This window comes from Glaciihabitans arcticus (assembly GCF_004310685.1).
Taxonomy (GTDB): Bacteria; Actinomycetota; Actinomycetes; order Actinomycetales; family Microbacteriaceae; genus Conyzicola; species Conyzicola arctica.
This window is the reverse complement of the sequence record NZ_SISG01000001.1, coordinates 2,631,671-2,654,815: the sequence shown is the minus strand read 5'-3', so window position 1 is coordinate 2,654,815 and position 23,145 is coordinate 2,631,671. Positions and strand designations below refer to the sequence as shown.

General features: G+C 67.5%; 22 protein-coding genes. 15 read left to right on the top strand and 7 right to left on the bottom strand.

Translation table 11 applies throughout. The features are described from left to right. Positions 1 to 27: 27 nt before the first annotated feature. Together aceB and aceA are read right to left on the bottom strand one after the other, a co-directional pair. Complete coding sequence (gene aceB / locus EYE40_RS12980) at positions 28 to 1,647, bottom strand: malate synthase A (protein ID WP_130982340.1); 1,620 nt, start codon at positions 1,645 to 1,647, stop codon at positions 28 to 30. 21 nt (positions 1,648 to 1,668) lie between these two features. Continuing rightward, entirely contained in the window at positions 1,669 to 2,955 is a 1,287-nt protein-coding gene (gene aceA, locus EYE40_RS12975) for an isocitrate lyase (protein ID WP_130982339.1), read from the bottom strand. Positions 2,956 to 3,080: 125 nt separating this feature from the next. Here aceA and EYE40_RS12970 point away from each other — a divergent pair, with 125 nt between their 5' ends. The 3 genes from EYE40_RS12970 to EYE40_RS12960 are packed head-to-tail and all read left to right on the top strand — an operon-like array spanning position 3,081 to position 5,918. After that, positions 3,081 to 4,544 (top strand): helix-turn-helix transcriptional regulator, encoded by a 1,464-nt coding sequence (locus tag EYE40_RS12970; protein WP_130982338.1) that lies wholly within the window; start codon positions 3,081 to 3,083, stop codon positions 4,542 to 4,544. A gap of 55 nt (positions 4,545 to 4,599) precedes the next feature. Continuing rightward, positions 4,600 to 5,565, top strand: coding sequence for a hypothetical protein (locus EYE40_RS12965; RefSeq protein WP_130982337.1), 966 nt, complete (start codon positions 4,600 to 4,602; stop codon positions 5,563 to 5,565). After that, entirely contained in the window at positions 5,565 to 5,918 is a 354-nt protein-coding gene (locus EYE40_RS12960) for a GntR family transcriptional regulator (protein ID WP_130982336.1), read from the top strand. The genes EYE40_RS12965 and EYE40_RS12960 overlap by 1 nt, the downstream gene beginning before the upstream one ends. Positions 5,919 to 6,028: 110 nt before the next feature. Here the strand turns inward: EYE40_RS12960 and EYE40_RS12955 are convergent, their stop codons facing one another. Continuing rightward, a complete protein-coding gene (locus tag EYE40_RS12955; RefSeq protein WP_130982335.1) occupies positions 6,029 to 6,850 on the bottom strand; it encodes an aldo/keto reductase in 822 nt (273 codons plus the stop codon). 89 nt (positions 6,851 to 6,939) lie between these two features. On the opposite strand from EYE40_RS12955, the gene EYE40_RS12950 reads away from it, so the two are divergent. From EYE40_RS12950 to EYE40_RS12940, 3 genes are read left to right on the top strand one after another with little or no spacing between them, the layout of a single operon-like run. Beyond that, positions 6,940 to 7,773 (top strand): amino acid ABC transporter substrate-binding protein, encoded by an 834-nt coding sequence (locus EYE40_RS12950; protein ID WP_130982334.1) that lies wholly within the window; start codon positions 6,940 to 6,942, stop codon positions 7,771 to 7,773. A 5-nt stretch (positions 7,774 to 7,778) separates the two neighbouring features. Next, positions 7,779 to 8,444 (top strand): amino acid ABC transporter permease, encoded by a 666-nt coding sequence (locus EYE40_RS12945; RefSeq protein ID WP_130982333.1) that lies wholly within the window; start codon positions 7,779 to 7,781, stop codon positions 8,442 to 8,444. After that, on the top strand, positions 8,431 to 9,201 hold the full coding sequence (locus EYE40_RS12940) for an amino acid ABC transporter ATP-binding protein (protein ID WP_130982332.1): 771 nt from the start codon (positions 8,431 to 8,433) through the stop codon (positions 9,199 to 9,201). The genes EYE40_RS12945 and EYE40_RS12940 overlap by 14 nt, the downstream gene beginning before the upstream one ends. Here EYE40_RS12940 and EYE40_RS12935 read toward each other — a convergent pair. Next, complete coding sequence (locus EYE40_RS12935) at positions 9,198 to 9,365, bottom strand: helix-hairpin-helix domain-containing protein (RefSeq protein WP_130982331.1); 168 nt, start codon at positions 9,363 to 9,365, stop codon at positions 9,198 to 9,200. The genes EYE40_RS12940 and EYE40_RS12935 overlap by 4 nt on opposite strands. A gap of 272 nt (positions 9,366 to 9,637) precedes the next feature. After that, the gene (locus tag EYE40_RS12930; protein ID WP_130982330.1) at positions 9,638 to 13,114 is read right to left on the bottom strand and encodes a proline dehydrogenase family protein; all 3,477 of its coding nucleotides are present in this window, start codon (positions 13,112 to 13,114) and stop codon (positions 9,638 to 9,640) included. Positions 13,115 to 13,237: 123 nt separating this feature from the next. On the opposite strand from EYE40_RS12930, the gene EYE40_RS12925 reads away from it, so the two are divergent. Genes EYE40_RS12925 through EYE40_RS12905 form a run of 5 tightly spaced genes read left to right on the top strand, consistent with a single transcriptional unit; the run spans position 13,238 to position 18,297 of the window. Then, positions 13,238 to 14,113, top strand: a complete 876-nt coding sequence (locus EYE40_RS12925) for a LysR family transcriptional regulator (RefSeq protein ID WP_130982329.1) — start codon at positions 13,238 to 13,240, stop codon at positions 14,111 to 14,113. Between the two features lie 55 nt (positions 14,114 to 14,168). Beyond that, positions 14,169 to 14,822 carry a TetR/AcrR family transcriptional regulator gene (locus EYE40_RS12920; protein ID WP_161972394.1) on the top strand — a complete coding sequence of 218 codons (654 nt, stop codon included), beginning with the start codon at positions 14,169 to 14,171 and terminating at the stop codon, positions 14,820 to 14,822. Positions 14,823 to 14,863: 41 nt separating this feature from the next. Further along, a complete protein-coding gene (locus EYE40_RS12915) occupies positions 14,864 to 15,337 on the top strand; it encodes a MarR family winged helix-turn-helix transcriptional regulator (RefSeq protein WP_130982327.1) in 474 nt (157 codons plus the stop codon). Continuing rightward, on the top strand, positions 15,334 to 16,905 hold the full coding sequence (locus EYE40_RS12910) for a phytoene desaturase family protein (protein WP_130982326.1): 1,572 nt from the start codon (positions 15,334 to 15,336) through the stop codon (positions 16,903 to 16,905). Before EYE40_RS12915 ends, EYE40_RS12910 begins: the two co-directional genes overlap by 4 nt. A 39-nt stretch (positions 16,906 to 16,944) precedes the next feature. Continuing rightward, on the top strand, positions 16,945 to 18,297 hold the full coding sequence (locus tag EYE40_RS12905; protein ID WP_130982325.1) for an FAD-binding oxidoreductase: 1,353 nt from the start codon (positions 16,945 to 16,947) through the stop codon (positions 18,295 to 18,297). Here the strand turns inward: EYE40_RS12905 and EYE40_RS12900 are convergent. Then, positions 18,294 to 18,836: an acyl-CoA thioesterase gene (locus tag EYE40_RS12900; protein WP_130982324.1), complete on the bottom strand. Its 543-nt coding sequence runs from the start codon at positions 18,834 to 18,836 to the stop codon at positions 18,294 to 18,296. The genes EYE40_RS12905 and EYE40_RS12900 overlap by 4 nt on opposite strands. A 100-nt stretch (positions 18,837 to 18,936) precedes the next feature. Here EYE40_RS12900 and EYE40_RS12895 point away from each other — a divergent pair, with 100 nt between their 5' ends. After that, entirely contained in the window at positions 18,937 to 19,347 is a 411-nt protein-coding gene (locus tag EYE40_RS12895; protein ID WP_130982323.1) for a hypothetical protein, read from the top strand. Here the strand turns inward: EYE40_RS12895 and EYE40_RS12890 are convergent. Continuing rightward, the gene (locus EYE40_RS12890) at positions 19,344 to 20,279 is read right to left on the bottom strand and encodes a DNA-3-methyladenine glycosylase family protein (RefSeq protein ID WP_130982322.1); all 936 of its coding nucleotides are present in this window, start codon (positions 20,277 to 20,279) and stop codon (positions 19,344 to 19,346) included. The genes EYE40_RS12895 and EYE40_RS12890 overlap by 4 nt on opposite strands. A gap of 40 nt (positions 20,280 to 20,319) precedes the next feature. Between EYE40_RS12890 and EYE40_RS12885 the strand changes: the two genes are divergently transcribed. From EYE40_RS12885 to EYE40_RS12875, 3 genes are read left to right on the top strand one after another with little or no spacing between them, the layout of a single operon-like run. After that, positions 20,320 to 21,165: an endo alpha-1,4 polygalactosaminidase gene (locus EYE40_RS12885; protein ID WP_130982321.1), complete on the top strand. Its 846-nt coding sequence runs from the start codon at positions 20,320 to 20,322 to the stop codon at positions 21,163 to 21,165. Then, on the top strand, positions 21,165 to 22,049 hold the full coding sequence (trhO, locus tag EYE40_RS12880) for an oxygen-dependent tRNA uridine(34) hydroxylase TrhO (RefSeq protein WP_130982320.1): 885 nt from the start codon (positions 21,165 to 21,167) through the stop codon (positions 22,047 to 22,049). Before EYE40_RS12885 ends, trhO begins: the two co-directional genes overlap by 1 nt. 36 nt (positions 22,050 to 22,085) lie before the next feature. Further along, positions 22,086 to 23,114, top strand: coding sequence for a 6-phosphofructokinase (locus tag EYE40_RS12875; RefSeq protein ID WP_130982319.1), 1,029 nt, complete (start codon positions 22,086 to 22,088; stop codon positions 23,112 to 23,114). Positions 23,115 to 23,145: the final 31 nt, after the last annotated feature.

Sequence of the window (23,145 nt, the reverse complement as noted above, 5' to 3'; positions counted from 1 at the left end):
CACTTTTCGCCGGTTCGCGCGGAGGGTTTAGGCGGCGATCTCTTCGCGCTCCTCGACCAGGTACCGCGAGTAGGCGGTGATGGTGAGGAAGGTCGGGAAGTCCTCCTCGAGCGTCACCGCGCGGAACACCTCGGCGGCGTCGTCGAAACGGTTGCCCGGCTCGTGCGGCAGCTCTCGCAGCACCTCCGACACGAGCGTCGTGACCGAGTCGTGTGTGACCGCCGTGCCCGACGTCGTGCGCACCCCTTGGTGGATCCACTGCCAGAGCTGGCTGCGCGAGATCTCCGCCGTGGCTGCGTCCTCCATGAGGTTGTCGATCGCTGCGGCGCCCACACCGCGCAACCAGCTCTCGATGTAGCGCAGGGCGATCGAGACGTTCGCGCGAACTCCGGCGTCGGTGACGGCGCCGTCGATGCGCAGATCGAGCAGGTCCGCGGCGGTCACAGAGACGTCATCCCGCAGCCGGTCGACCTGGTTCGGACGGTCCCCCAACACCGCGTCGAACTCGGCCCGGGCCGTATCGATCAGGTCGGGGTGCGCCACCCACGTGCCGTCGAAGCCGTCGGTCGCCTCGCGCCGCTTGTCGGCGGTCACCTGCGCGAGGGCGCGGGCTGTGACATCCGCGTCCCGTCGATTCGGGATAAATGCACTCATGCCCCCGATCGCGTGCGCGCCCCGCTTGTGGCAGGTGGCGACGAGCAGCTCGGTGTACGCGCGCATAAACGGCACGGTCATGGTTATGGCCGATCGGTCCGGAAGTGTGAAACTCGCGCCACGACCCCGGAAGTTCTTGATGATCGAGAAGATGTAGTCCCAGCGGCCGGCGTTCAGGCCGGAGCAGTGCTCGCGCAGCTCGAACAGGATCTCCTCCATCTCGACCGCCGCCGAGATCGTCTCGATGAGCACCGTCGCGCGGATCGTGCCCGGCTCGAGACCGAGGGCGTTCTCGGAAAAGGTGAAGATGTCGTTCCACAGCCGGGCCTCGAGGTGGGTTTCAAGCTTCGGCAAGTAGAAGTACGGGCCGCTGCCGCGGGCGATCAGCTCAGCAGCGTTGTGGAAGAAGTAGAGCCCGAAGTCGACGAGGGATGCGCTCGCCGGCGCACGCAGCCCGGCCTGGTCGGTGTAGCGCAGGTGCTTCTCGACGAGGTGCCAACCGCGGGGGCGCATCACGATCGTCGGTGTCTGCTCGCCCAGCTCGTAGCGCTTGCCTTCCGCGCTGGTGAAGTCGATCTGACGGCGGATCGCGTCGAACAGGTTCACCTGCCCGCCGATCACGTTGCCCCAGGTCGGGCTGGTCGAGTCCTCCTGGTCGGCGAGCCAGATCTTCGCACCCGAGTTGAGGGCGTTGATCGTCATCTTGCGATCGGTCGGTCCGGTGATCTCGACGCGCCGATCCTCGAGGCCCGGGCCCGGCCCTGCGACGCGCCAGGTCGGCTCCTCGCGGATCGCACTCGTCTCGGACAAGAAGCGCAGGTCCCGTCCATTGTCGATGTTGCGGCGCTGCTGCATTCGGTCTGCGAGACGATCGTGACGACGGCCCGCGAACTGGTCGTGCAGCCGCGTGACGAAGCGCAGGGCATCCGGGGTCAGAATCTCGTCGAATCGGTCGCCGTACTCGGCGAGGATCTCAATGCGTGTGGTGCTCATGATCGTGCTCCTTAGGAAGATTTAGTGAAACTGCTGGGACTCGGTGCTGCCGACGAGGGCCAGGGTCTGGCTCCCGGGGTTGAGCGCCGTGGCTATGCGGTCGAAGTAGCCGGTGCCGACCTCGCGCTGGTGGCGCGTGGCCGTGTAGCCGTCGAGTTCGGATGCGAACTCGGCTTCCTGCAGGTCGACGTACGCGCTCATATGGCGCTGCGAGTAGTCGCGAGCGAGCGTGTACATCGAGTGGTTGAGGGCGTGGAATCCCGCGAGGGTGATGAACTGGAACGCGTATCCCATTGCCGCGAGCTCCCGCTGGAACGTCGCGATCTGCGCGTCGTCGAGGTGGCTGCGCCAGTTGAACGACGGCGAGCAGTTATAGGCGAGCTTCTTGCCCGGGAACTCCTTGTGGATGCTCTCCGCAAAGGTGCGCGCGAGCTCCAGGTTGGGCTTGTCACTCTCCACCCAGAGCAGGTCGGCGTAGGGCGCGTAGGCGTGGCCGCGCGCGAGCACCGTATCGATGCCGGGGCGAGTTCGGAAGAAGCCTTCCTCCGTGCGCTCTCCCGTGAGGAAGGGCTTATCCCGATCATCGATGTCGCTCGTGACGAGGTCGGCCGCGAGCGAGTCGGTGCGTCCGATGATGATGGTCGGCACACCCGCGACGTCCGCAGCCAGACGGGCAGCATTCAGAGTCCGGATGTGCTGGCTCGTCGGAACAAGCACCTTGCCACCCATGTGGCCACACTTCTTCTCGCTGGCGAGCTGGTCCTCCCAGTGCACGCCCGCAGCTCCCGCCTCGATCATCGAGTGCATCAGTTCGTAGGCGTTGAGGGGTCCGCCGAAGCCGGCCTCTGCGTCGGCGACGATCGGGGCAAGCCACTCGGTAGTCGTGGCCCCCTCAGCGTGTTCGATCTGCCCCGCTCTGAGCAGCGCGTTGTTGATGCGGCGCACAACCGCCGGCACCGAGTTGGCCGGGTACAGGCTCTGGTCGGGGTAGGTCTGGCCCGACAGGTTCGCGTCGGCCGCGACCTGCCATCCGGAGAGATAGATCGCCTTGAGGCCGGCGCGCACCTGCTGCACGGCCTGGTTGCCGGTGAGGGCGCCGAGCGCCGGCACCCATTCTTCGGAATGAATGAGTTCCCAGAGGCGCTCCGACCCGCGGCCGGCCAGCGTGCGCTCCTCCCGCACCGGGCCACGCAGGGCGATGACATCCTCGGCCGAGAAGTCGCGGGTGACGCCGTTCCAGCGGGCGTCGGTCTTCCACTCGGTCTCGAGCTGGGCTGCGGTCTGGGTCTGGTCGCCGGGGCGGTTCATGGTGTCTCCTTCGATCGGTTGCCTTCGACTATTCGCCCGATTCACTTCTTCCCGACGGCATTTGTGAGCAGAAATATCCCGAATCTTCTATTTCGCTTAAGAACGCGCCGTGTCACGCTGGTTGCATGACCGACAGGGACGTCGCATACACCGACGATGAAGAGATGATCGATTCACTGACCATCGGGCGCCGCGTGCGGCAGCTCCGCACCGAGCGCGGCATGACCCTCGACGACCTCGGGGCGGCGATCGGCCGCGCGGCATCCCAGGTGAGCGTGATCGAGAACGGTAAGCGGGAAGCCAAACTCAGTGAGCTGCAGGGCCTCGCCCGTGCTCTGGATGTGCCCCTCGACCGCCTGCTCTCGACCGAGGCACCGACGGGTCGAGCTGCCCTCGAGATCTCCCTCGAGCGCGCGCAGCGCGGACCGCTCTACGCCTCGCTCGGCCTTCCTCCCCTACCGGTGCGCAAGACACTGAGTGACGAGGCCATCGGGACCATCCTGGGGCTCCACGCCGAGCTGGAGCGGCTGCACCGCGAGCGCGCAGCGACCCCCGAGGAGGCCCGCCGCGCGAACACCGAACTGCGGCGCACCATGCGGCGACAGGACAACTACTTCGCCGAACTGGAGGCGACCGCCGCGGAGCTGCTCGGGGCCGTCGGTCACGCAGGCGGTCCACTCTCACAGCGAGTGGCATCCGACCTGGCCTCGCACCTCGGCTTCACCCTGCACTACGTCGCCGACCTGCCGAGCTCGACCCGGTCGGTCACCGACCTCAAGAACGGACGCATCTACCTACCCGCGACGGGCACGGGCCACGACCCGCGTTCGGCGCTGCTGCAGGCGCTCGCGAGCTTCGCGCTCGGGGAGAAGGAGCCGCGCGACTACGCGGACTTCCTGCGGCAACGGGTGGAGACGAATTATCTTTCGGCTGCGATGCTCATCCCGGAGAAAGGGGCAGTCGACTTTCTCACCGCCGCGAAGGGGCGCAAGCAGCTGTCGGTCGAAGACCTGCGCGACGCGTTCGCCGTGTCGTACGAGACCGCCGCGCATCGCTTCACCAATCTCGCGACGCAGCACCTCGGGATTCCGGTGCACTTTCTCAAGGTGCACGAGAGCGGCACGATCTCGAAGGCATACGAGAACGATGGGGCGGCGTTCCCGACCGATGTGCTCGGCGCGGTCGAGGGGCAGCTCGTCTGCCGCAAATGGAGCGCCCGGCAGGTGTTCGACGTGGCGGACAGGTTCAGCCCGTACCACCAGTACACCGACAAGCCGAAGGGCACCTACTGGTGCACCTCGAGCATCCAGGCGACGGCGCAGGGTGCGTTCTCGGTGAGCGTCGGCACGCCGTTCGCACACGTGAAGTGGTTCCGCGGACGGGACACCGCGAACCGCCAGGTCTCGACCTGCCCTGATCCCGAGTGCTGCCGCACGGCACCCGTTGATCTGGCGACCAAGTGGGAGAGCCAGTCCTGGCCGAGCGCGCGCCTTCAGTCCTCACTGCTGGCCGCGATGCCGACGGGCGTGTTCCCCGGTGTCGACTCGACCGAGGTGTACGAGTTCCTCGAGGCGCACTCCCCCCGTTGACTCCTCGGGTTTGTATTGCTACATTTGGTACAAACACCGAACAGAGGAGAAAATCGTGACTCCGTTCCTGTGGTTCATCGCTGGGTTCCTCATCCTCTCGACCGTTGTGCTCTTCATCCTCACCTTCGTGCCCGCCTACCGCGCGGCAAGCGTGCGCATGCAGGCCCGTACCGTCGGGCTCGCCCTGCCATCGGGTGACTCGTCGATCCTCGAATCCAACTTCGCCGGCCGCTCGCGCGCCTCATCGTTCGGCGCGCTGCTCGGCACGGTGCTCGCCGTGCTCGGCCTCGTCTCCGGCGTCATCCCGACCCAGGACCCGCCCGCACTGGGCGGGGTGGCCGAGACCTGGCTGATCATCGGCGGCTTCTACGTGGGTATGGGTGTCGGCGCCGCGATCCGCGCCCTCACGGTACGTATTCCCTCTCCCCCCGGCGAGCGCTACGCCCGCCCCGGCGCCGTCGACGTGCGCGACTATCTCGCACCCATCGACCGCATCGGCAGCCGAGTTGCTGTCGCGGCCGGGTTGCTCGTTATGGCTATCGCTGGCATCGCGGCGTTCAGTGCATTCGGGATGACGCCCGCCAACCCGGCGTTCAGCATCGGCGGTCTCGTCGTGATCCTCGGTGTGGTGTCGCTCGTGGTCTCGGAGATCGCCACCCGTCGCATCCTCGACCGGTCCCAGCCCGCTGCATCCCCCGAGGCCCTGGCCTGGGATGACGCCATCCGCGCCATCACGGTGCGCGAAATCGTGACTGCCCCGATGAGCCTCGGGGTATGGGGTTCACTCGCCATCGGCATCAGCCTCACCGACAGTTTCAGCGTGGGCAACCAGTGGCCCGCCGGGCTCATCGTGGTGAACGTCCTGGTACTCATCATCGCCGCGGGCATTCTCGGTGCCGCCACCTACAGCATCGCCAGCCGGCCGCAGCAGCACTATCTGCGTCGCCTGTGGCCGGATGTTGCGGCCGCGGGTACCACGCCGGTCGCGAGCACAACGGCGAGCGCCGGAAACTCGCGCTGATGCTCACCATCAGCCCCGGGTCATCCATCGCGCCCTTTGAACAGTTGCGCACGCAACTCATCGAGCAGGTGCGGGACGGCAGCCTCGCCGCCGGCACCCGGCTGCCGACCGTTCGCCGGCTCGCCGAGGACCTGGGCATCGCACCCAACACGGTCGCTCGCGCCTACCGCGAGCTCGAGGCCGACGGCTTCATCGAGACCCGCGGACGCAACGGATCGTTCGTGAGCGCGCAGGGCGACCCCGCCGAGCAGCAGGGTCAGGTCGCCGCCCGCGCCTTCGCCGACCGCATCAAGCAGCTGGGCCTGTCGGCCGACGACGCGCTGGCCTGGGTGACGGCGGCGCTGCGCGCTTAGTGCCGAATGCTGGTTGAGTAGCGCGCGACGAAGGAGCACGCGTATCGAAACCGGTAGCGCACAACTCGATTTCGATACGGCCGCGGGCGGCCTACTCAATCAGCCAAAAGCTAGTGCCCCGACCTGTCGGAGTCGACCCCGGCATCGGGACCCTGCGAGAGGGACGCGATTGCCGCGAGGTCGTCATCCGACAGTTCGAAATCGAAGACGGCCAGGTTGCTGGCGAGGCGACCGGCATCCCGAGACTTGGGAATCGCCACAAGCCCCTGTTGCACGTGCCAGCGCAGAACGACCTGGCCGGTGGTGCGGCCGTGTGCTGCGGCGATCTTCTCGATCAGGGGCGACCCGAGCACGTCGGCGCCGTCACCACCGAGAGGGCTCCACGACTCGGTCACGATGCCGAGCCGCTTGTGCTCGGCCTGCGCGACAAGGCGCGGGATGAACGGGTTCAGTTGGATCTGATTGACCCCGGGCGTGACCCCCGTCTCCGCGATGACGCGGGCGAGATGCGCGGGCGTGAAGTTCGAGACCCCGACACTGCGCACGAGGCCGCGCTCCTGCAGGCCGATGAAGGTGCGGAAGGTCGAGACGTATTCCTCGCGGGCCGGCAGCGGCCAGTGAATGAGCAGGAGATCCACGTACTCGAGGCCGAGTCGCTCGAGCGAGCCCTCGAGCCCGGCGATGGCGCGACCGTCGCCCTGAAACTCGCCATCGAGCTTGGTGGTGACGAAGAGGGCGCTGCGGTCGAGGCCGCTGCGCCGGATGCCCTCGCCGACGCCCGACTCATTGCCGTACTTGGCCGCGGTGTCGATGTGGCGGTAGCCGAGACTGACGGCCGTCTCAACGACCGAGGCGACCTCCGTATCGTCGAGCGGCCAGGTTCCGAGACCGATCTGGGGAATGGTATGTCCGTCGTTCAGCGTTAGCTCCATGCCTCCATCCTGCAACAAAGCGTCATTCCCGGGCTCCTCCGAGGGCGTGCGACGTAATGTCGTCAGGTATCCACAGCAAAGGAAAAACCATGAAGTCTTCACGCCTCGCACTCATCGGCCTCGTCGCCGCCACCGCACTCGCACTCTCCGGCTGCGCCCCGGCCGAGCCCGACCTGACCACGGGCGGCGGGGATACCGCGGCCGGCGACGACACAAGCCTCGCCGACATCGAGGCAGCGGGCGAGATCGTCGTCGGCACCGAGGGCACCTACCGCCCCTTCACCTTCCACGAGGGTGGCGCGGGCGACCTGACCGGTTACGACGTCGAGATCATCGAGGCCGTCGCCGACAAGCTCGGTGTCGAGGTGAAGTTCGAGGAGACCCAGTGGGACGCGATCTTCGCCGGCCTCGACGCCGACCGCTTCGACCTCATCGCCAACCAGGTCTCGATCAACGACGAGCGCGAAGCCAAGTACGACTTCTCCGACCCGTACACCGTGAGCCCGGGCGTCGTCATCGTCGCGAAGGACAACTCGGACATCAGCTCGCTCGCCGACCTCAAGGGCAAGACCACCGCCCAGTCGCTGTCGAGCAACTGGTACACGCTCGCCGAGGAGAACGGAGCGACGGTCGAGACCGTCGAGGGCTGGGCCCAGTCGATCGCGCTGCTCGAACAGGGCCGAATCGACGCAACGCTCAATGACAAGCTCACCTACCTCGACTACGTGGCCGTCAAGCCCGACTCCGCGGACCTCGTGAAGATCGCCGCAGAGACGGATGACGTCTCGCGCAACGCCTTCGTTGTCGCGAAGGGCTCAACGACTCTCGTCGACGCCATCAACGAGGCCCTCGACGAGCTGCGGGCTGACGGTACTCTCGCCGAGATCTCGGAGAAGTACTTCGGCGCAGACGTGTCACAGTAGTACTCGTGCAATCGACCTGGGACCTGCTGGTCAGTTCGCTCTGGCCGCTGGTCTCGGGCGCTCTCGTCGGGACGATCCCCCTCGCGCTCGCCAGCTTCGCTCTCGGACTGGTGATCGCGTTGGGGATCGCCCTGGCGCGCCTCTCGCGCAATCGGGTGCTCTCCGGAGCGGCTCGCGTCTACATCTCCCTTGTGCGCGGTACTCCCCTGCTTGTGCAGTTGTTCGTGATCTTCTACGGCCTGCCCTCGATCGGCATCAAGATCGACCCGTGGCCGAGCGCCATCATCGCGTTCGCGATCAACGTGGGCGGATATGCCGCGGAAGTGATCCGCGCCGCGATCCTGAGTGTGCCCAAGGGCCAGTGGGAGGCGGGCCACACGATCGGCATGTCCCGCGCGCAGACCCTGCGCCGGATCATCCTGCCGCAGGCCGCTCGTGTGTCTGTGCCGCCGCTCTCGAACACCTTCATCTCCCTCGTGAAGGACACCTCGCTCGCCTCGCTGATCCTCGTCACCGAGCTGTTCAAGCAAGCGCAGAAGATCGCCGCGTTCTCGAGCGAGTTCCTGCTGCTGTACGCCGAAGCCGCAGTCATCTACTGGGTCATCTGCCTCGCCCTGTCGAGCGGCCAGAACGTGCTGGAGAAGAGACTGGATCGCTATGTCGCTCACTGATTCCCCCGTGCTCGCCCTCACCGGCCTGACGAAGTCGTTTGGTGACAATCACGTGCTTCGCGGCATCGACTTCTCCGTGAGCCGCGGCGAGGTCATCGCGTTGATCGGTCCCTCCGGCTCGGGCAAAACGACCGTGCTGCGCTGCCTCAACGGCCTCGAGGTTCCGGACGGTGGCACCGCCGTCTTCGCCTCAGGCCTCACCCTCGATTTCGCTGCGAATCCGTCGAAGCGTGACCTGCTCGCCCTGCGCGACAGCTCGTCGATGGTGTTCCAGCACTTCAACCTGTTTCCGCACAAGACGGTTCTCGAGAACGTCATCGAGGGTCCGGTGCAGGTTCAGAAGCGTTCTGTGGTGGATGCCACGGCCGACGCCGAACGCCTGCTCGAGCGTGTGGGGCTCGCCGACAAGCGCGACTCGTACCCGTTCGAACTGTCGGGCGGCCAGCAGCAGCGCGTGGGAATCGTGCGCGCGCTCGCCCTCAAGCCCGACCTGCTGCTGTTCGACGAGCCGACCTCTGCGCTCGATCCCGAGCTCGTCGGTGAGGTGTTGGGAGTGATCCGCGAGCTGGCGAACGATGGCTGGACCATGGTCATCGTCACCCACGAGCTCGCCTTCGCGCGCCAGGTCGCCTCGGAGGTCGTGTTCATGGATGGCGGTGTCGTCGTCGAGCGCGGCGCCCCCGAGCAGATCCTCGTGACCCCCCGCGAGGAGCGCACGAAGCAGTTCCTGCGGCGTATCCTCAACCCGCTCGACTAGCGCCCGAGTGCCGCCGCAATAGCCTTCAACGCGTTCGGGCCGATGCCATGGAGCTGTGCAAGTTCGTCAGGGTCATATTCGCGGAGATCCTTGAGCGTCTCGATTCCGGCAGCGGCGAGCGCGCGCATGGCCGGAGCTCCGAGCTTGGGCAGGTCATTCGCCATGCCGCAACGCTACGCCGATGGGCGCGGCACGTCGACAGGTTCGGCGTGGCTGCTCTCCATCGCCGTCACGGGTTTGGCAACCGCGAAATCGGTATCCCAATTCCTCTTTAGGTAAGGAAGAGTTGGGATACGGAATTCGCACAGGCAGAGTGTCGACGGGACGCTGGTTGAGTAGGCCGCCCGCTGCCGTATCGAAACCGCGCAAGTCGGATTTCGATACAGGCGCCAGAGCGCCTTACTCAATCAGCGAAGACAGGAATCAGCGAAAGAGATCAGACCTTGAGCGCCATCATGGCCGGATCGGGGTTGCCGAAACGGTGCGCGGTGATCGTGACGGCCTGCTCGTGCACGAAGGCCAGCAGCTCGACCCGACCGGCGGTCGTGACCGGGCCGGAGTAGATCGCGACGTCGCAGCTCCCCTTGAGTGCGGCGGCGAGCGCGGCAGCGTCCCCACCGATGAGCCGCACGCGATGAGCCGTGACACCACCGGTTGCGGCACGGGTGAGGAATGCGGCATCCGATTCGACAATCGACTCGAGCACCTCGACCGGCGGAACCGCTCCGCCGAACTGCGCCACGAGCGTCGCCGGCAGCGGAACTGCGCTCGACACCGTGACAGCGGAGCCGGCACGGGCCGCCGCCGCGAGCAGGCGCACGAGTGCACCGAGCGGCGCGCCCTCGGCCAACCGCAGGGCGACCGGAACAGCGCGGTAACGGAACACGTTGCGCTCCACCTCGAGATTCGACACGTCGCGGGCGGCACCGAACTCGGCCGTCCACGCGCGCTCGTCGCTCTCCGCACCCTGGCGGGCGAAATCGAAGTCTTCAAACGGGATCCCGCTCTGCGCATGCTTCAGCACCGAGGCGACCGGACGGGACAGCCCATCGAGGCGCAGGTCCTCGCCGTACTCCGCGGCACGCGGCTCCCAGCTGCCCAGCGTCATCAGGTAGTTCGGCCCGCCGGCCTTCGCGCCCGGCCCAACGGTCGAACGCTTCCAGCCACCGAACGGCTGGCGCTGCACGATCGCACCCGTGATTCCGCGGTTCACATAGAGGTTGCCCGCGTCGACGTTCTCGAGCCACTGGCTGACCTCGTCCGCATCGAGCGAGTGGATGCCCGCAGTCAGGCCGTACGCACTGGCGTTCTGCAGCTCGAGCGCCTCGGTGAGGTTATCCGCGGTCATGATGCCGAGTACGGGACCGAAGAACTCAGTCAGATGGAAGTCACTGTGCGGTGCAACGCCCTCGCGCACGCCCGGCGACCAGAGTGCTCCGGTGTCGTCGAGCTGGCGCGGCTTGACCAGCCACGACTCGCCCTCCTCGAGGGTGGTGAGTGCGCGCAGCAGCTTGCCGTGCGCGGGTTCGATGATTGGACCCATCTGGGAGAGCGGGTCCTGCGGCAGCCCGACTCGGAGTGTGCCGACCGAATCGATCAGCTGGCGACGGAAGCGCTCCGACTTCGCGACCGAGCCGACGAGGATCACGAGCGACGCGGCCGAGCACTTCTGGCCGGCGTGACCGAAAGCACTGCGCACCACGTCGGCGGCGGCCAGGTCGAGGTCGGCCGAGGGGGTGACGATGATCGCGTTCTTGCCGCTCGTCTCGGCGAGCAGCGGCAGGTCGGGGCGGAAGGAGCGGAACAGCTCCGCCGTCTCCCAGCCTCCGGTGAGGATGACGCGGTCGACGGCCGGGTGCGACACCAGCTCGCGCCCGAGCTCGCGCTCCTCGAGGTCGACAAGGGTGAGCAGGTCGCGCGGAACACCGGCCTCCCACAGGGCCTCGACCATAACCGCGCCGCTGCGCTTGGCGAGACCGGCGGGCTTGATGATCACGCCGGAGCCCGAGGCGAGCGCTGCAAGCACCGACCCCGCGGGGATGGCGACCGGGAAGTTCCACGGCGGCGTCACAACCACCAGGCGGGACGGCACGAAGCGCGCCCCCGCGATCGAATCCAGCTCGAGCGAGCGGGCCGCGTAGTAGCGGGCGAAGTCGACCGCCTCACTGACCTCCACGTCACCCTCGGCGATGGTCTTGCCGGTCTCCGAAGCCATGACCTCGATGAGGCGGCCGCGGAACGCTGCGAGCACGTCGCCCGCGTCGTGCAGGATCTGCGCGCGCTCCGCGCTCGGAAGCGCAGCCCAGCGGTCGGCCGCGGCGAGTGTGGAGGCGATCCGGGCTTCGAGCGTCGCTTCATCCGAGACGCGGGCTGCGGCGATCGAGCCGGCACCGAGAGTGGATGAGACACTGCGCTCGAGCACGCGGCGGCCCCAGGCCCGGTTCACGGCGATGGCCGGGTCGGTGTCGGGTTCATTGTGGAATCCGGAGACCGCCGAAGGGGAGGACGGCTCGGCTCGGCTCTGCACGCGGTTGGAGGCGGGGACAGTGGCATCCAAAGCCTGCAGCGAGGCGAGGAAGCGATCGCGTTCACGGGCGAACACGTGCTCGCTGGTCGCCAGCTCGAAGACGCCCGACATGAAGTTCTCGGGGCTCGCGTTCTCCTCGAGGCGACGGATCAGGTAGCTGATCGCGGAGTCGAACTCACGCGGGTGCACGACCGGCGTGTACAGAAGAAGCCCGCCGACGTCGCGCTTGACCGCCTCAGCCTGGCCGGTCGCCATGCCCTGCAGCATCTCGAACTCGACCCGATTCTCGACGTGGCGCGCCTTCGCGAGCAGCCAGGCGAACGCCGCGTCGAACAGGTTGTGGCCGGCGATGCCGATGCGCACGGCGTCGGTGCGCTCGGGCGTGAACGCCCAGTCGAGCACACGCTTGTAGTTGGTGTCGGTGTCCTGCTTGGTGCCATAGGTCGCGAGCGGCCAGTCGTGCATGGTCGCGTCGACGTGCTCCATCGCGAGGTTGGCTCCCTTCACCACGCGCACCTTGATACCCGCACCGCCGGCCGCGCGACGAGCCGTCGCCCAGGTGGTGAGGTCCTGCAGGGCGCCGAGCGCATCCGGCAGGTACGCCTGCAGCACGATGCCCCCCTCGAGCTTCATGAGCTGTGGTTTCTCGAGCAGTTTCTTGAAGACGGTGACGGTGAGGTCGAGGTCGCGGAACTCCTCCATGTCGAGGTTGATGAACTTCGCCGAGGGCGAGGTGGCCGCGAGCTCATAGAGCGGGGTCAGGCGCTCGACAACGCGCTCGACGGTCTCGTCGAAGGCCCACATCGAAAGCTGGCTGACCACCGACGAGACCTTGATCGACACGTAGTCGACGTCATCCCGAGCCAGCAGGTCACGGGTGCCGGCCAGGCGGCGGTCGGCCTCGTCGTCGCCGAGTACCGCCTCGCCGAGCAGGTTCAGATTCAGGCGGATGCCCCTGGCTCGCAGCCCCGACAGCGTCTTGTCCAGCCGCTCCGGCGTCGCGTCGATCACCAGGTGGCCGACCATGCGACGCAGCACCCAGCGGGCGATCGGCACGATGGGCCACGGGAACAGCACGGCGAACCCGCCGCCGAGCACGATCGCGAAGCGCAGGTACCAGGGCAGGAACGCGGGCACGATGCGGCTCAGGCGCTCGAGGTTGCGGGCGGCGACCCGCAGGTCGTCGGGGCGCACGACCCGGTCGACGAAGCCGATGGTGAACTCGAGGCCGCGGGGATCCTTGAGCACTCCCGCGAGACGCTCGGCGCTCGGGTCGGCCTTGGCGCCTGCGCTCTCCTCGAGCCAGCGGCGGACCGTGGCAACCGTCTCGTCGGCGAGGTCGCCCGAGGAGAGGGTGGAGCTGAACTGTTCGGGGGACATGCTCATGAGGATAAGCCTCCAGCTGGAGAGGAACGCGGGTCGAATCCCAGTGTCCTCCTCGCAACCCTGTAGCAAAAGCGATGCTTTACGCACAATACTGTTAAGTGCAACCGAACGAAGGGATGCCCCGTGCTCGACATCCGCCGACTGCGCCTGCTACGCGAACTCGCCATGCGCGGCACGATCACGGCCGTCGCCGAGGCGCTGTCGTACAGTCCCTCCTCGGTGTCTCAGCAGCTCGCGCTGCTCGAAGCGGAAGCGGGTGTGCCGCTGCTGGTCAAATCAGGCCGCCGGGTGCAGCTCACCCCCCAGGCCGAGGTGCTGATCGGTCACACCACACAGCTGCTCGAGAAGCTGGAACTGATGGAGGCGGAACTGGAGTCCTCGCTCACCGAGGTGACCGGCACCGTGCGCCTCGCGGTGTTCCAGTCGGCAGCCCTCGGCATCATCCCGCAGTCACTGACGCTGCTCGCCGCGGAGTACCCGGCGCTGCGCGTCGAGATCGTGCAGCGCGAGCCGGAGAGTGCGCTGTTCGAGGTATGGGCGCGTGAGTTCGACCTCGTCATCGCCGAGCAGTACCCCGGCCACGCCGCCCCGCACCAGCCCGACCTCGACCGGGTGGCGCTGTGCGAGGACGAGCTGCGGCTGGGCGGCGCGGCTTCCCTGCTCGAGGCCTCGACAAAGGCGTGGGTGATGGAACCGCGCGGTACGGCGAGTCGCCATTGGGCCGAGCAGCGCTGCCGCCAGGCCGGCTTTGAGCCCGACGTGCGGTTCGAGACCGCCGACCTGCAGGCGCACATCCGACTCGTGGAATCGGGCAACGCCGTCGCCCTGCTGCCCGACCTGGTCTGGGGTGGACGCCCGCCGAGCGTCGGCCTGCACCGGCTCGACGGGGCTCCGACGCGCACCGTCTTCACCTCGGTGCGCCAGGCCAGCCGTTCGCGACCGAGCATTTTAGCCGTCCGCGAGATTCTCGCCAGATCGGTCGGTTTTTTGATCGGTTAGTCGGGGCCAAGCGCAACAGCGGGTAGTGTCAGGGGGTTCCTAAGGAGTACCCATCGTGAGCGAGACAACCGGCGCCCTTCTGCGCAGGCAGCCCAGACAGGACCGCAGCGAGCAGAGGCTCGAGCTGATCCTCGATTCCCTTGCCGCCCTCATCGACGAGGTCGGCTACGCAAACCTGTCGATCGCGATGATCGCCAAGCGGGCCGAAATGTCGGGACCGGGCATCTACCGCTACTTCGACGACCTCAACTCGATCGCCGCCGCCCTCGCCAAGCGCAACCTCGAACGCTTCCTCGAGAACGCCGCCGCGCGACTTGCGGAGGAGACCGAGTGGGAACGCGGCATCCGTCGTGCGATCGACGTGTACAGCGACATGTACCGTACGGAGCCCGGCTTCCGCTGGCTGCGCCTCGGCGACATGATCGCCACCAACCTCATCAACCCCGAGCAGAGCAACCACGAGGTCGCCGCCCGTGTTGCCGGAAACCTGTTCGTCGAGCGCTACGAGGTCGGCTACCGCGACGACCTGTTCGCGCACATCGAGGTCGTCATCGAGCTCATCGACAGCCTCTCCGCTCGTGCCTTTGTGACGAATCCCGACGGCGAGAGGTTCTTCCTCGACGAGATCCCGCGCATTGTGGTCGGCTACCTCGACGAGTACCTCACGCGTTCGCTGGCAGACTCCGTCGAGGTCCGACACCTCGACTGAACACCCGGCGGGGCGACCCGCCGCCGCCCTAGGATGAACTCGTGCCCGAAGCCGTAGTCAGCGCGACAGAGTGGGACGCCTGGCGTTCATTCATCACCATGCGCAATAACCTCGACCGGGCGCTCGAGAAGCGGCTCCAGCAGGAGTCCGGCATCTCCAGCCCCGACTACGAGATTCTCATCACACTGTTCGGCACACCCGAGCGGCAGTTGCGGGCACGCGAGTTCGCGTCATCCCTCGGCTGGGAGAAAAGCCGCCTCTCGCACCAGGTGACCCGCATGGAGAAGCGCGGCCTCGTCGAGCGGCGCGATTGCGACACCGACGGGCGCGGCACCTGGATCGCCCTCACCGCCGACGGCAGCCGGGCGGTGCTCGGCGCGATGCGCGACCACTCGACGGCGATCCGGCAATACTTCTTCGACGTGCTCACGCCCGACGAACTCGAGGTCATGGAACGCGCCTCGCAGCGTGTGATCGCCACCATCGACCCGCCCGAATGCGACGACGAGCCATGACCGAGCGCTTCGACGTGGTCATCGTCGGCGGCGGGCACAACGGCCTGACCGCCGCCGCCTACCTCGCCCAGGCTGGCAAGTCGGTCCTGCTGCTCGAGCGGCTCGCCTACGTCGGCGGTGCGGCCGTCTCAGCCCAGGCATTCGAGGGTCTGGATGCCCGGCTCTCCCGCTACTCCTACCTCGTCTCGCTGCTCCCGAAGCGCATCATCACCGACCTCGGGCTGCGCGTTCAGCTCTCGCGCCGCCGCTACTCCTCGTACACTCCGGATCCGGGCAGCGACCTCGGGCTGCTCGTCGACAACGGTTCCCCCTCATCAACCCGGGAGTCGTTCGACGCGCTCGGCGCCTCGGCCGACGCCGAAGCGTGGGAATCGTTCTACGAATCCACGGGCAACCTGGCGCGCACGCTGTTCCCGACAGTCACCGAACCGCTGCTGACGCGCAGCGAGGCGCGTCGCGCGGTGAACGACGCGAGCGCATGGGACGCGTTCATCGAGCGGCCGGTGGGCGAGGTCATCCAGAACACGTTCGCCAACGACGTCGTGCGGGGGGTCGTGCTGACCGACGCGCTCATCGGCACGTTCGCCCCCAACGTCGACGAGACTCTCGCCGGCAATAGGTGCTTCCTGTACCACGTGATCGGCGGCGGAACCGGCGACTGGGATGTTCCGGTCGGCGGCATGGGCGCCGTCTCGGGCGAGCTGTACAACGCGGCGCGGGCGGCGGGTGCGGTCATTCGCACCTCGGCCGAGGTTACGGCGATCGACCCGGACGGGCTGGTCACATACGTTTCCGCGGACTCTTCTTGTGAGGTAGCCGGCGACTTCGTGCTCGCGAACGTGGCGCCGTGGGTGCTGGCTTCGTTGATGTCGGTGGTCGAGCCTGCCGAGACCTCCGAAAAGCCCGAAGGTGCCCAGGTCAAGGTCAACCTCCTCCTCTCGCGACTGCCCCGGCTGCGCGACTCGAGCGTCGACCCGGCTGCGGCCTTTGGCGGCACTTTCCACATCAACGAGACCTGGTCCCAGCTGTCTTCGGCGTACGACGCGGCGTCGGGTGGCGGCGTGCCCGATCCCCTGCCGTGCGAGATCTACTGCCACTCGCTCACCGATCCGACCATCCTCTCCCCCGAGCTGCGGGCAAGCGGCGCGCAGACGCTCACCGTGTTCGGACTGCACGCCCCGCATCGGCTCATCGACCCCGATGAGAACGACGCGCGCCGGGACGAACTCGAGGGCGCCGTGCTGGCATCCCTGAACTCCGTGCTTGCCGAGCCGATCGAGCCACTGCTGCTTCGGGATGCGTCCGGCAATCCCACGATCGAGACCAAAACGACTCTCGACCTCGAGGCTGCACTGCACCTGCCCGGCGGCAACATCTTCCACGGCCCACTCGCCTGGCCGTTCGCAGAGGATGACGCTCCCCTCGCAACCCCGGCGCAGCGCTGGGGTGTCGCGACGGTGCACTCTCGCATCCTGCTCTGCGGAGCGGGCGCCCAGCGCGGCGGAGGCGTCAGCGGAATCGGTGGCCACAACGCGGCGATGGCCGTGCTCGAGGCCTCCGGCGCCTGACCGCTGGACGGTGTCGGCAGGCGGGTCTACCATCGGCGCATGACTGACTTTGCCCCCCTCATCGCCTCAGTGTCCGGCCCCGTACTCACCCCCGCCGACGGCGGCTATGCCGAGGAGCTCAGCGGCTTCCACCTCGGGCTCGTGCACTCCCCCGAGGCCGTCATCGGCGCCGTGAACGCGTCCGACGTGGTCGCCGCGGTCGGATTCGCCCGCGATCGCGGACTCCCGGTGCGGGTGATCGCGACCGGTCACGGCGCGGAGGATCCGATCACCGACGGCATCGTCATCACCACCCGTCGGCTTGATGCTGTGAGCGTGGATGCAGAGTCGCGTCTCGCGGTCGTCGGGGGCGGCGCCCGCTGGGCTGCGGTCGTGTCCGCCGCCGCCGAGCACGGACTCGCCGTGGTCCCCGGATCCTCCACCAACGTCGGCGTCGTCGGCTACCTGATGGGCGGCGGCCTCGGCCCGATCGCGCGCAGCCACGGGTTCTCCTCGGACCGGGTGCGGGGCTTCAGCGTGGTAACCGGCAGCGGCGAACTCGTCGAGGCATCGGCCACGGAGAACCCCGACCTGTTCTGGGCACTCCGCGGCGGCAAGGGCGGCCTCGGCGTGGTGACGGAGGTACGCGTCGAACTCGTGCCCCTCGAGCTCTACGCCGGCAGCCTGCTGTTCGCGACCGACCAGATCGAGCCCGCACTGCGCGCCTGGGTCGACTACGCCGCGATCGCTCCCGATGACGTGACCACCAGCGTCGCGATCATGCGCTTCCCGCCGATCGCCGAGATCCCCGAGATGCTGCGCGGCAAAACGCTGCTGTCCCTGCGCTTTGCCTTCCCTGGCACTGAACAGGATGGCACGGCCCACGCCGCACCCCTCCGCAACGCCGCACCGGCTCTCGTCGACACCATCGCTCCCCTCGCGCCCGCGGACATGGCCACCATCCACGGGGATCCGACCGACCCGGCTCCCTCGTGGACGTCGGGCGGAATGCTCTCCGCGGTGGACCAGGACTTCGCTTCCGCCCTGCTCGCGCAGGCCGGGGCGAGCGCGGAGCTGCCGTTCGTCGCGGTGGAGGTGCGGCACGTGGGCGGCGCGACGCGCGCCGATGTGCCGGAGGGTTCGGCGGTGGGCGGCCGGGCATCCTCATTCACCTTCGGGCTGGTCGGCATTCTTGCGTTCCCGGGCGCTCTCGAGGCGATGACCGGGGCCGCTGCCGGGCTGCGAGAGGCACTCGCGCCGTGGATCTCGGACGAGTCGACCATCAACTTCATGAGCGGGCCGCGCGACGCCGAGCAGTTCGCGAGCGCCTGGCCGGCCGAGACGTTCGCCCGACTGAAGGCGGTGCGGGCGCAGTATGACCCTGACGGGATCTTCCCCTTCGGGCTTAACTAGGACCAGTCGTTGGGGGCGGGAGCCTTCGTCGCGGGGAGCGCGACGTGGGCACCCCACTCGTCCATCCACTCGGGAGGGGTGAAGTCGGTCACGTCGATGCCGATCGCGTCGGAGAGCTCGGCGATCGAGACGACGCCGCCGCTGCGCTTGAGGAATCGTCCGCGGATGAAGCCCTTGGCAAAAATCTCACCGTCGACCACAAAACGCTGCTCGATGTACACGGCCTTGGCGTCGTAGCCGACAATGCGGCTCTCGAGGTCGAACAGTTGCCAGGGCTGCAGCGACTTGCGGAAGGTGATCGTCTCGCTCGCGACCACCGGGTAGTAGCCGAGCTTCTGGAACGTGGCCCAGACCCCCGACCGCACGAGCAGGTCGAAGCGGCCGAGGTCCATGATCGACAGGTACACGCCGTTGTTCATATGGCCGAGGATGTCGAGGTCGGTCGGCCAGACCCGCAGCCGCACCCGGCCCACATCGTGGATGTCGACGCGGGGACCGCGACGACCGCGGAGCATGTGGAGGATGGTCCGGAAGATCATGTGCACCGCGTCAGGCTAGCCCGAAAGTCCCCCCACCGGCTGACCCGTCGCAATCCCAGCGGCCGATTCGGGATTACGCTCGCGCTGCTGAACTGGGGGCATGAAGAAAACCACCGCCGCTGCATCCCTCGTTCTGCTCTCCGCTTTCGCCCTCACCGGCTGTACCGCCATCGATAACGCCATCCATCAGGTCACCGAGGAGTCGTTCTACGACTACGCCGAGGCAAAGGACGGCTGGCCGGGCGAGTTCCCGGACTGGCTGCCCGATGATGCCACAGACATTCACGTGCGTACCACCAACGACGGCAAGGTCGCGATGCTCGCGGCCGACACGAAGGGCACCCCCATCGGCGACTGCGAGGACACCGAGCGACACCAGCTCGCCGTCTGGGAGACCGACTGGACGCCGGTCGACATCATGCCCGACCGCGTGATCGCGTGCGGTGACTGGGAGACGACACCGACCGGCGATGGCATCTTCGCCTGGTACACGGAGCAGCCCAAGGATTAGTGTCGCCGGTGGTCCTGGATCGTCATCCGCGGACCGAATGTCGGCTTGCGGAAACCGCTGGCCTCGATCAGTCGCATCACCCGCTGGCGTTGGCCGGACCACGGTTCGAGCAGTTCGAGCATCCCGTCGTCGTCCACCGGTTTGCCGATGAGCGCCCAGCCGACCACGGCCGGAAGGTGGTAGTCGCCGACGCTCGGCGAGTCGGCGTCGCCGTGCGAGCGCTGGGTCGTTTCGGCCGCCGTCCAGACGCCGATGCCGACCACCGAGCGTAGTTTCGCGGCCGCTGCGGCACCGTCCCTGCCGTGTTCGAGCGTTCTCTCGAGCGATGCTGCGACGGATGTCACGCGCATGATGGTCGCGGACCGCTGCGGTCCCACCCCCGCCCGGTGCCACTCCCACGAAGGAACGAGCTTCCAGACGTCGGCACTCGGAAACACCCGCATGCCCTCAGGGGCAGGGCCGGGTGCCGGGTCGCCGTAATTCGTTACGAGTTGCCGCCACGCACGTCTGGCCTCAACACCGGTGACCTTCTGCTCGAGCACCGCGACGAGCATCATCTCGAACACCTGTCGCGTGCGCAGCAGCCGCAGCCCCTGGTTGCGGCGCAGGGAGTCGGCGAGGAACTCGTTGCCCGACACGTCGAGGCCGCTCCAGTCGTCACCCTCGCCGAGCAGTTGCGGCACGCCCTCGATCGCCCACTCGGCGCCCTCGCCCCAGGCGGTGGCCTCGACGCCCTCGCTCGTGGCGGTCAGGTGGAGCGTTGCGGGACCGTGCGGGGTGCGGAGGGTGCGCCAGAATCCTGAGCCCTCGCGACGGAAGGTGGGGTCGAGGTGGCCCCTCACAAGAGGTCGGAGCGTTTGGCCCAGACTCACGGGCGTGGCCGGGGAGTAGACGGTGCGGAGGGGTGGGGCATCCTCTCGCACGATCGTCATGCAAAAAGCCTACGTCGACCCGCCGACCTAGACTTGTGAGGTGAAGACCCGACTCGTTGCGACAGCGCTCATCGCCGTGCTGGCGCTTGCCGGGTGTACCAGCGAACCGGTCGACGAGGTGCCCGAGGGCGAAACAGAGGGTTGGGCCAGCTGGTCGGTGACGGGCAACGGCCCCACTTTCGACTACCAGCTCGGCGGCGGCTACGAGCCTGCTCCCAGCGTCGAGCTCGTGGTGCGCGACCGCACCGATGAGCCCGCCAAGGGCGTCGACACCGTCTGCTACGTGAACGGCTTCCAGTCGCAGCCGGGCGAGGCCGAGTTCTGGCAGAACGAGCATCCCGAGCTGATCCTGCGCGATCAGAGCGGTAACCCGGTCGTCGACGAGAACTGGCCCGACGAATTCCTGCTCGATGCCTCGACAGTCACGAAGCGTGCGGCCCTGGTCGTCATCATCGGCGAGTGGATAGACGGCTGCGCCGCCGACGGCTTCGTCGGCGTCGAGTTCGACAACCTCGACTCGTTCACGCGCTCGGGCGACCGGATCACCGACACCGACAACTTCGCTCTCGCCACGGCGCTCGTGGGCCGCGCCCACGAGGCCGGCCTCGAGGCCGGGCAGAAGAACGCGGCAGAATACGCGGAGATCGGCAAGGAGACCATCGGGTTCGATTTCGCCATCACCGAGGAGTGCTACCGCTGGGACGAATGCGACGCGTACACGGATGTCTATCTCGAACGCGTCTACGACATCGAGTACTTCGACGACCTGGCCCGCACCGTCAAGGACACCTGCATGGACGGGTTCGAACTCCCCGAGCACATGATCTTCCGCGACCGTGACCTCGTCACCCCCGACGACCCCGCGTACCAGCTGGAGAGCTGCTGATGGCCGTCCCCAAGATCCTGCTCTTCTACGCCTTCACACCGCTCGCCGACCCCGAGGCGATCCGCCTGTGGCAGCGCGACCTGTGCGAGTCGCTGGGGCTGCGGGGGCGCATCCTGCTCTCCAAGGACGGCATCAACGGCACGGTCGGCGGCGAACTGAAGGACGTCAAGCGCTACATCCGCAAGACCCGCGAGTACGCCCCCTTCCATGACATCGACTTCAAGTGGAGCGAAGGGCAGGCCTCCGCTGACGGCAAGCACAGTGACTTCCCGCGCCTGTCGGTGAAGGTGCGCGACGAGATCGTGAGCTTCGGCGCACCCGGCGAGCTGCAGGTCGACGAGAACGGTGTGGTCGGCGGCGGCACGAAGCTGAGTCCAGAGCAGCTGCACGAGCTGGTCGAGGCGAAGCAGGTCACGTTCTTCGACGGACGTAATCCCATCGAAGCGGCGATCGGACACTTCGACGGCGCGATCGTGCCCGACGTCGACACGACCCGCGACTTCGTCGCCGAACTCGACAGCGGCAAGTACGACCACCTCAAGAACGAGCCGGTCGTCACCTACTGCACCGGCGGCATCCGCTGCGAGGTGCTCTCGAGCCTGATGGTCAACCGCGGCTTCACCGAGGTCTACCAACTCGACGGCGGCATCGTGAAGTACGGCGAGACATACGGCGACGCCGGACTCTGGCAGGGCTCGCTCTACGTGTTCGACAACCGCATGCACGTCGATTTCACGGACGACGCGGCGCTCGTCGGCCGCTGCACCGAGTGCGGCGTGCCGACCGCCCACGTCGCGAACTGCCGGGATCTCAGCTGCCGCGAGCAGTTCGTCGTGTGCGAGGAGCACTCCGCGGGCGTCTCGTGCGCCGCGCACGCCGCCTGAACCGGCGCACATCCGCCGATGCACCATGATTGACTCATGAAGATCGGCATCCTGACGAGTGGCGGCGACGCCCCGGGCCTGAACGCGGTCATCCGCGGCATCGTGTACAGCGGCATCGCAACCGGAAAGTGCGACGACTTCGTCGGCTTCCGCAACGGCTGGAAGGGTGTCGTCGACGGCGACATCGTTCCCCTCGGCCGGCACGAGATCAAGGGCATCCACAAGCTCGGCGGAACGATCCTCGGCACCTCCCGCACCAACCCCTTCGAGGGCAAGGGCGGGGTCGACCGTATCAACGAGGTCATGGCCGAGCACGGCATCGACGCGATCGTGGCGATCGGCGGCGAGGGAACCCTGGCCGCGGCCAAGCGCCTCACCGACGCCGGCATCAACATCATCGGTGTGCCGAAGACCGTCGACAACGACCTCTCCGCCACGGACTACACCTTCGGCTTCGACACCGCCGTCGGCATCGCGACCGAGGCCATGGACCGCCTCCGCACCACCGGCGACGCCCACGACCGCTGCATGATCGCCGAGGTCATGGGTCGTCACGTCGGCTGGATCGCGCTGCACTCGGGCATGGCGGCCGGTGCGCACGCGATCCTCATCCCGGAGCAGAAGACCAGCATCGACCAGATCATGGAGTGGGTGACCTCCGCACACGACCGCGGGCGCGCGCCCCTCGTGGTCGTCGCCGAGGGTTTCGCCCTCGACACCATGACCGACGTGCACAGCGAGCGAGGCCTCGACGCCTTCGGTCGCCCGCGCCTCGGCGGCATCGGCGAGCTCCTCGCCCCACTCATCGAGGAGCGCACCGGCATCGAGACCCGTGCGACGACCCTCGGCCACATCCAGCGCGGTGGAACTCCGTCGGCCTTCGACCGAGTACTTGCCACGAGGCTCGGGATGGCGGCACTCGAGCTCGCCATCGAGCAGAAGTGGGGCTACATGGTTGCACTGCGCGGCACCGACATCGTGAACGTGTCCTTTGCCGACGCGCTCGGTACGCTCAAAACGGTGCCGCAGGAGCGTTACGACGAGGCGAAGATCCTCTTCGGGTAACGCGTATGGCCGGGATTTCGATACGGCGCTG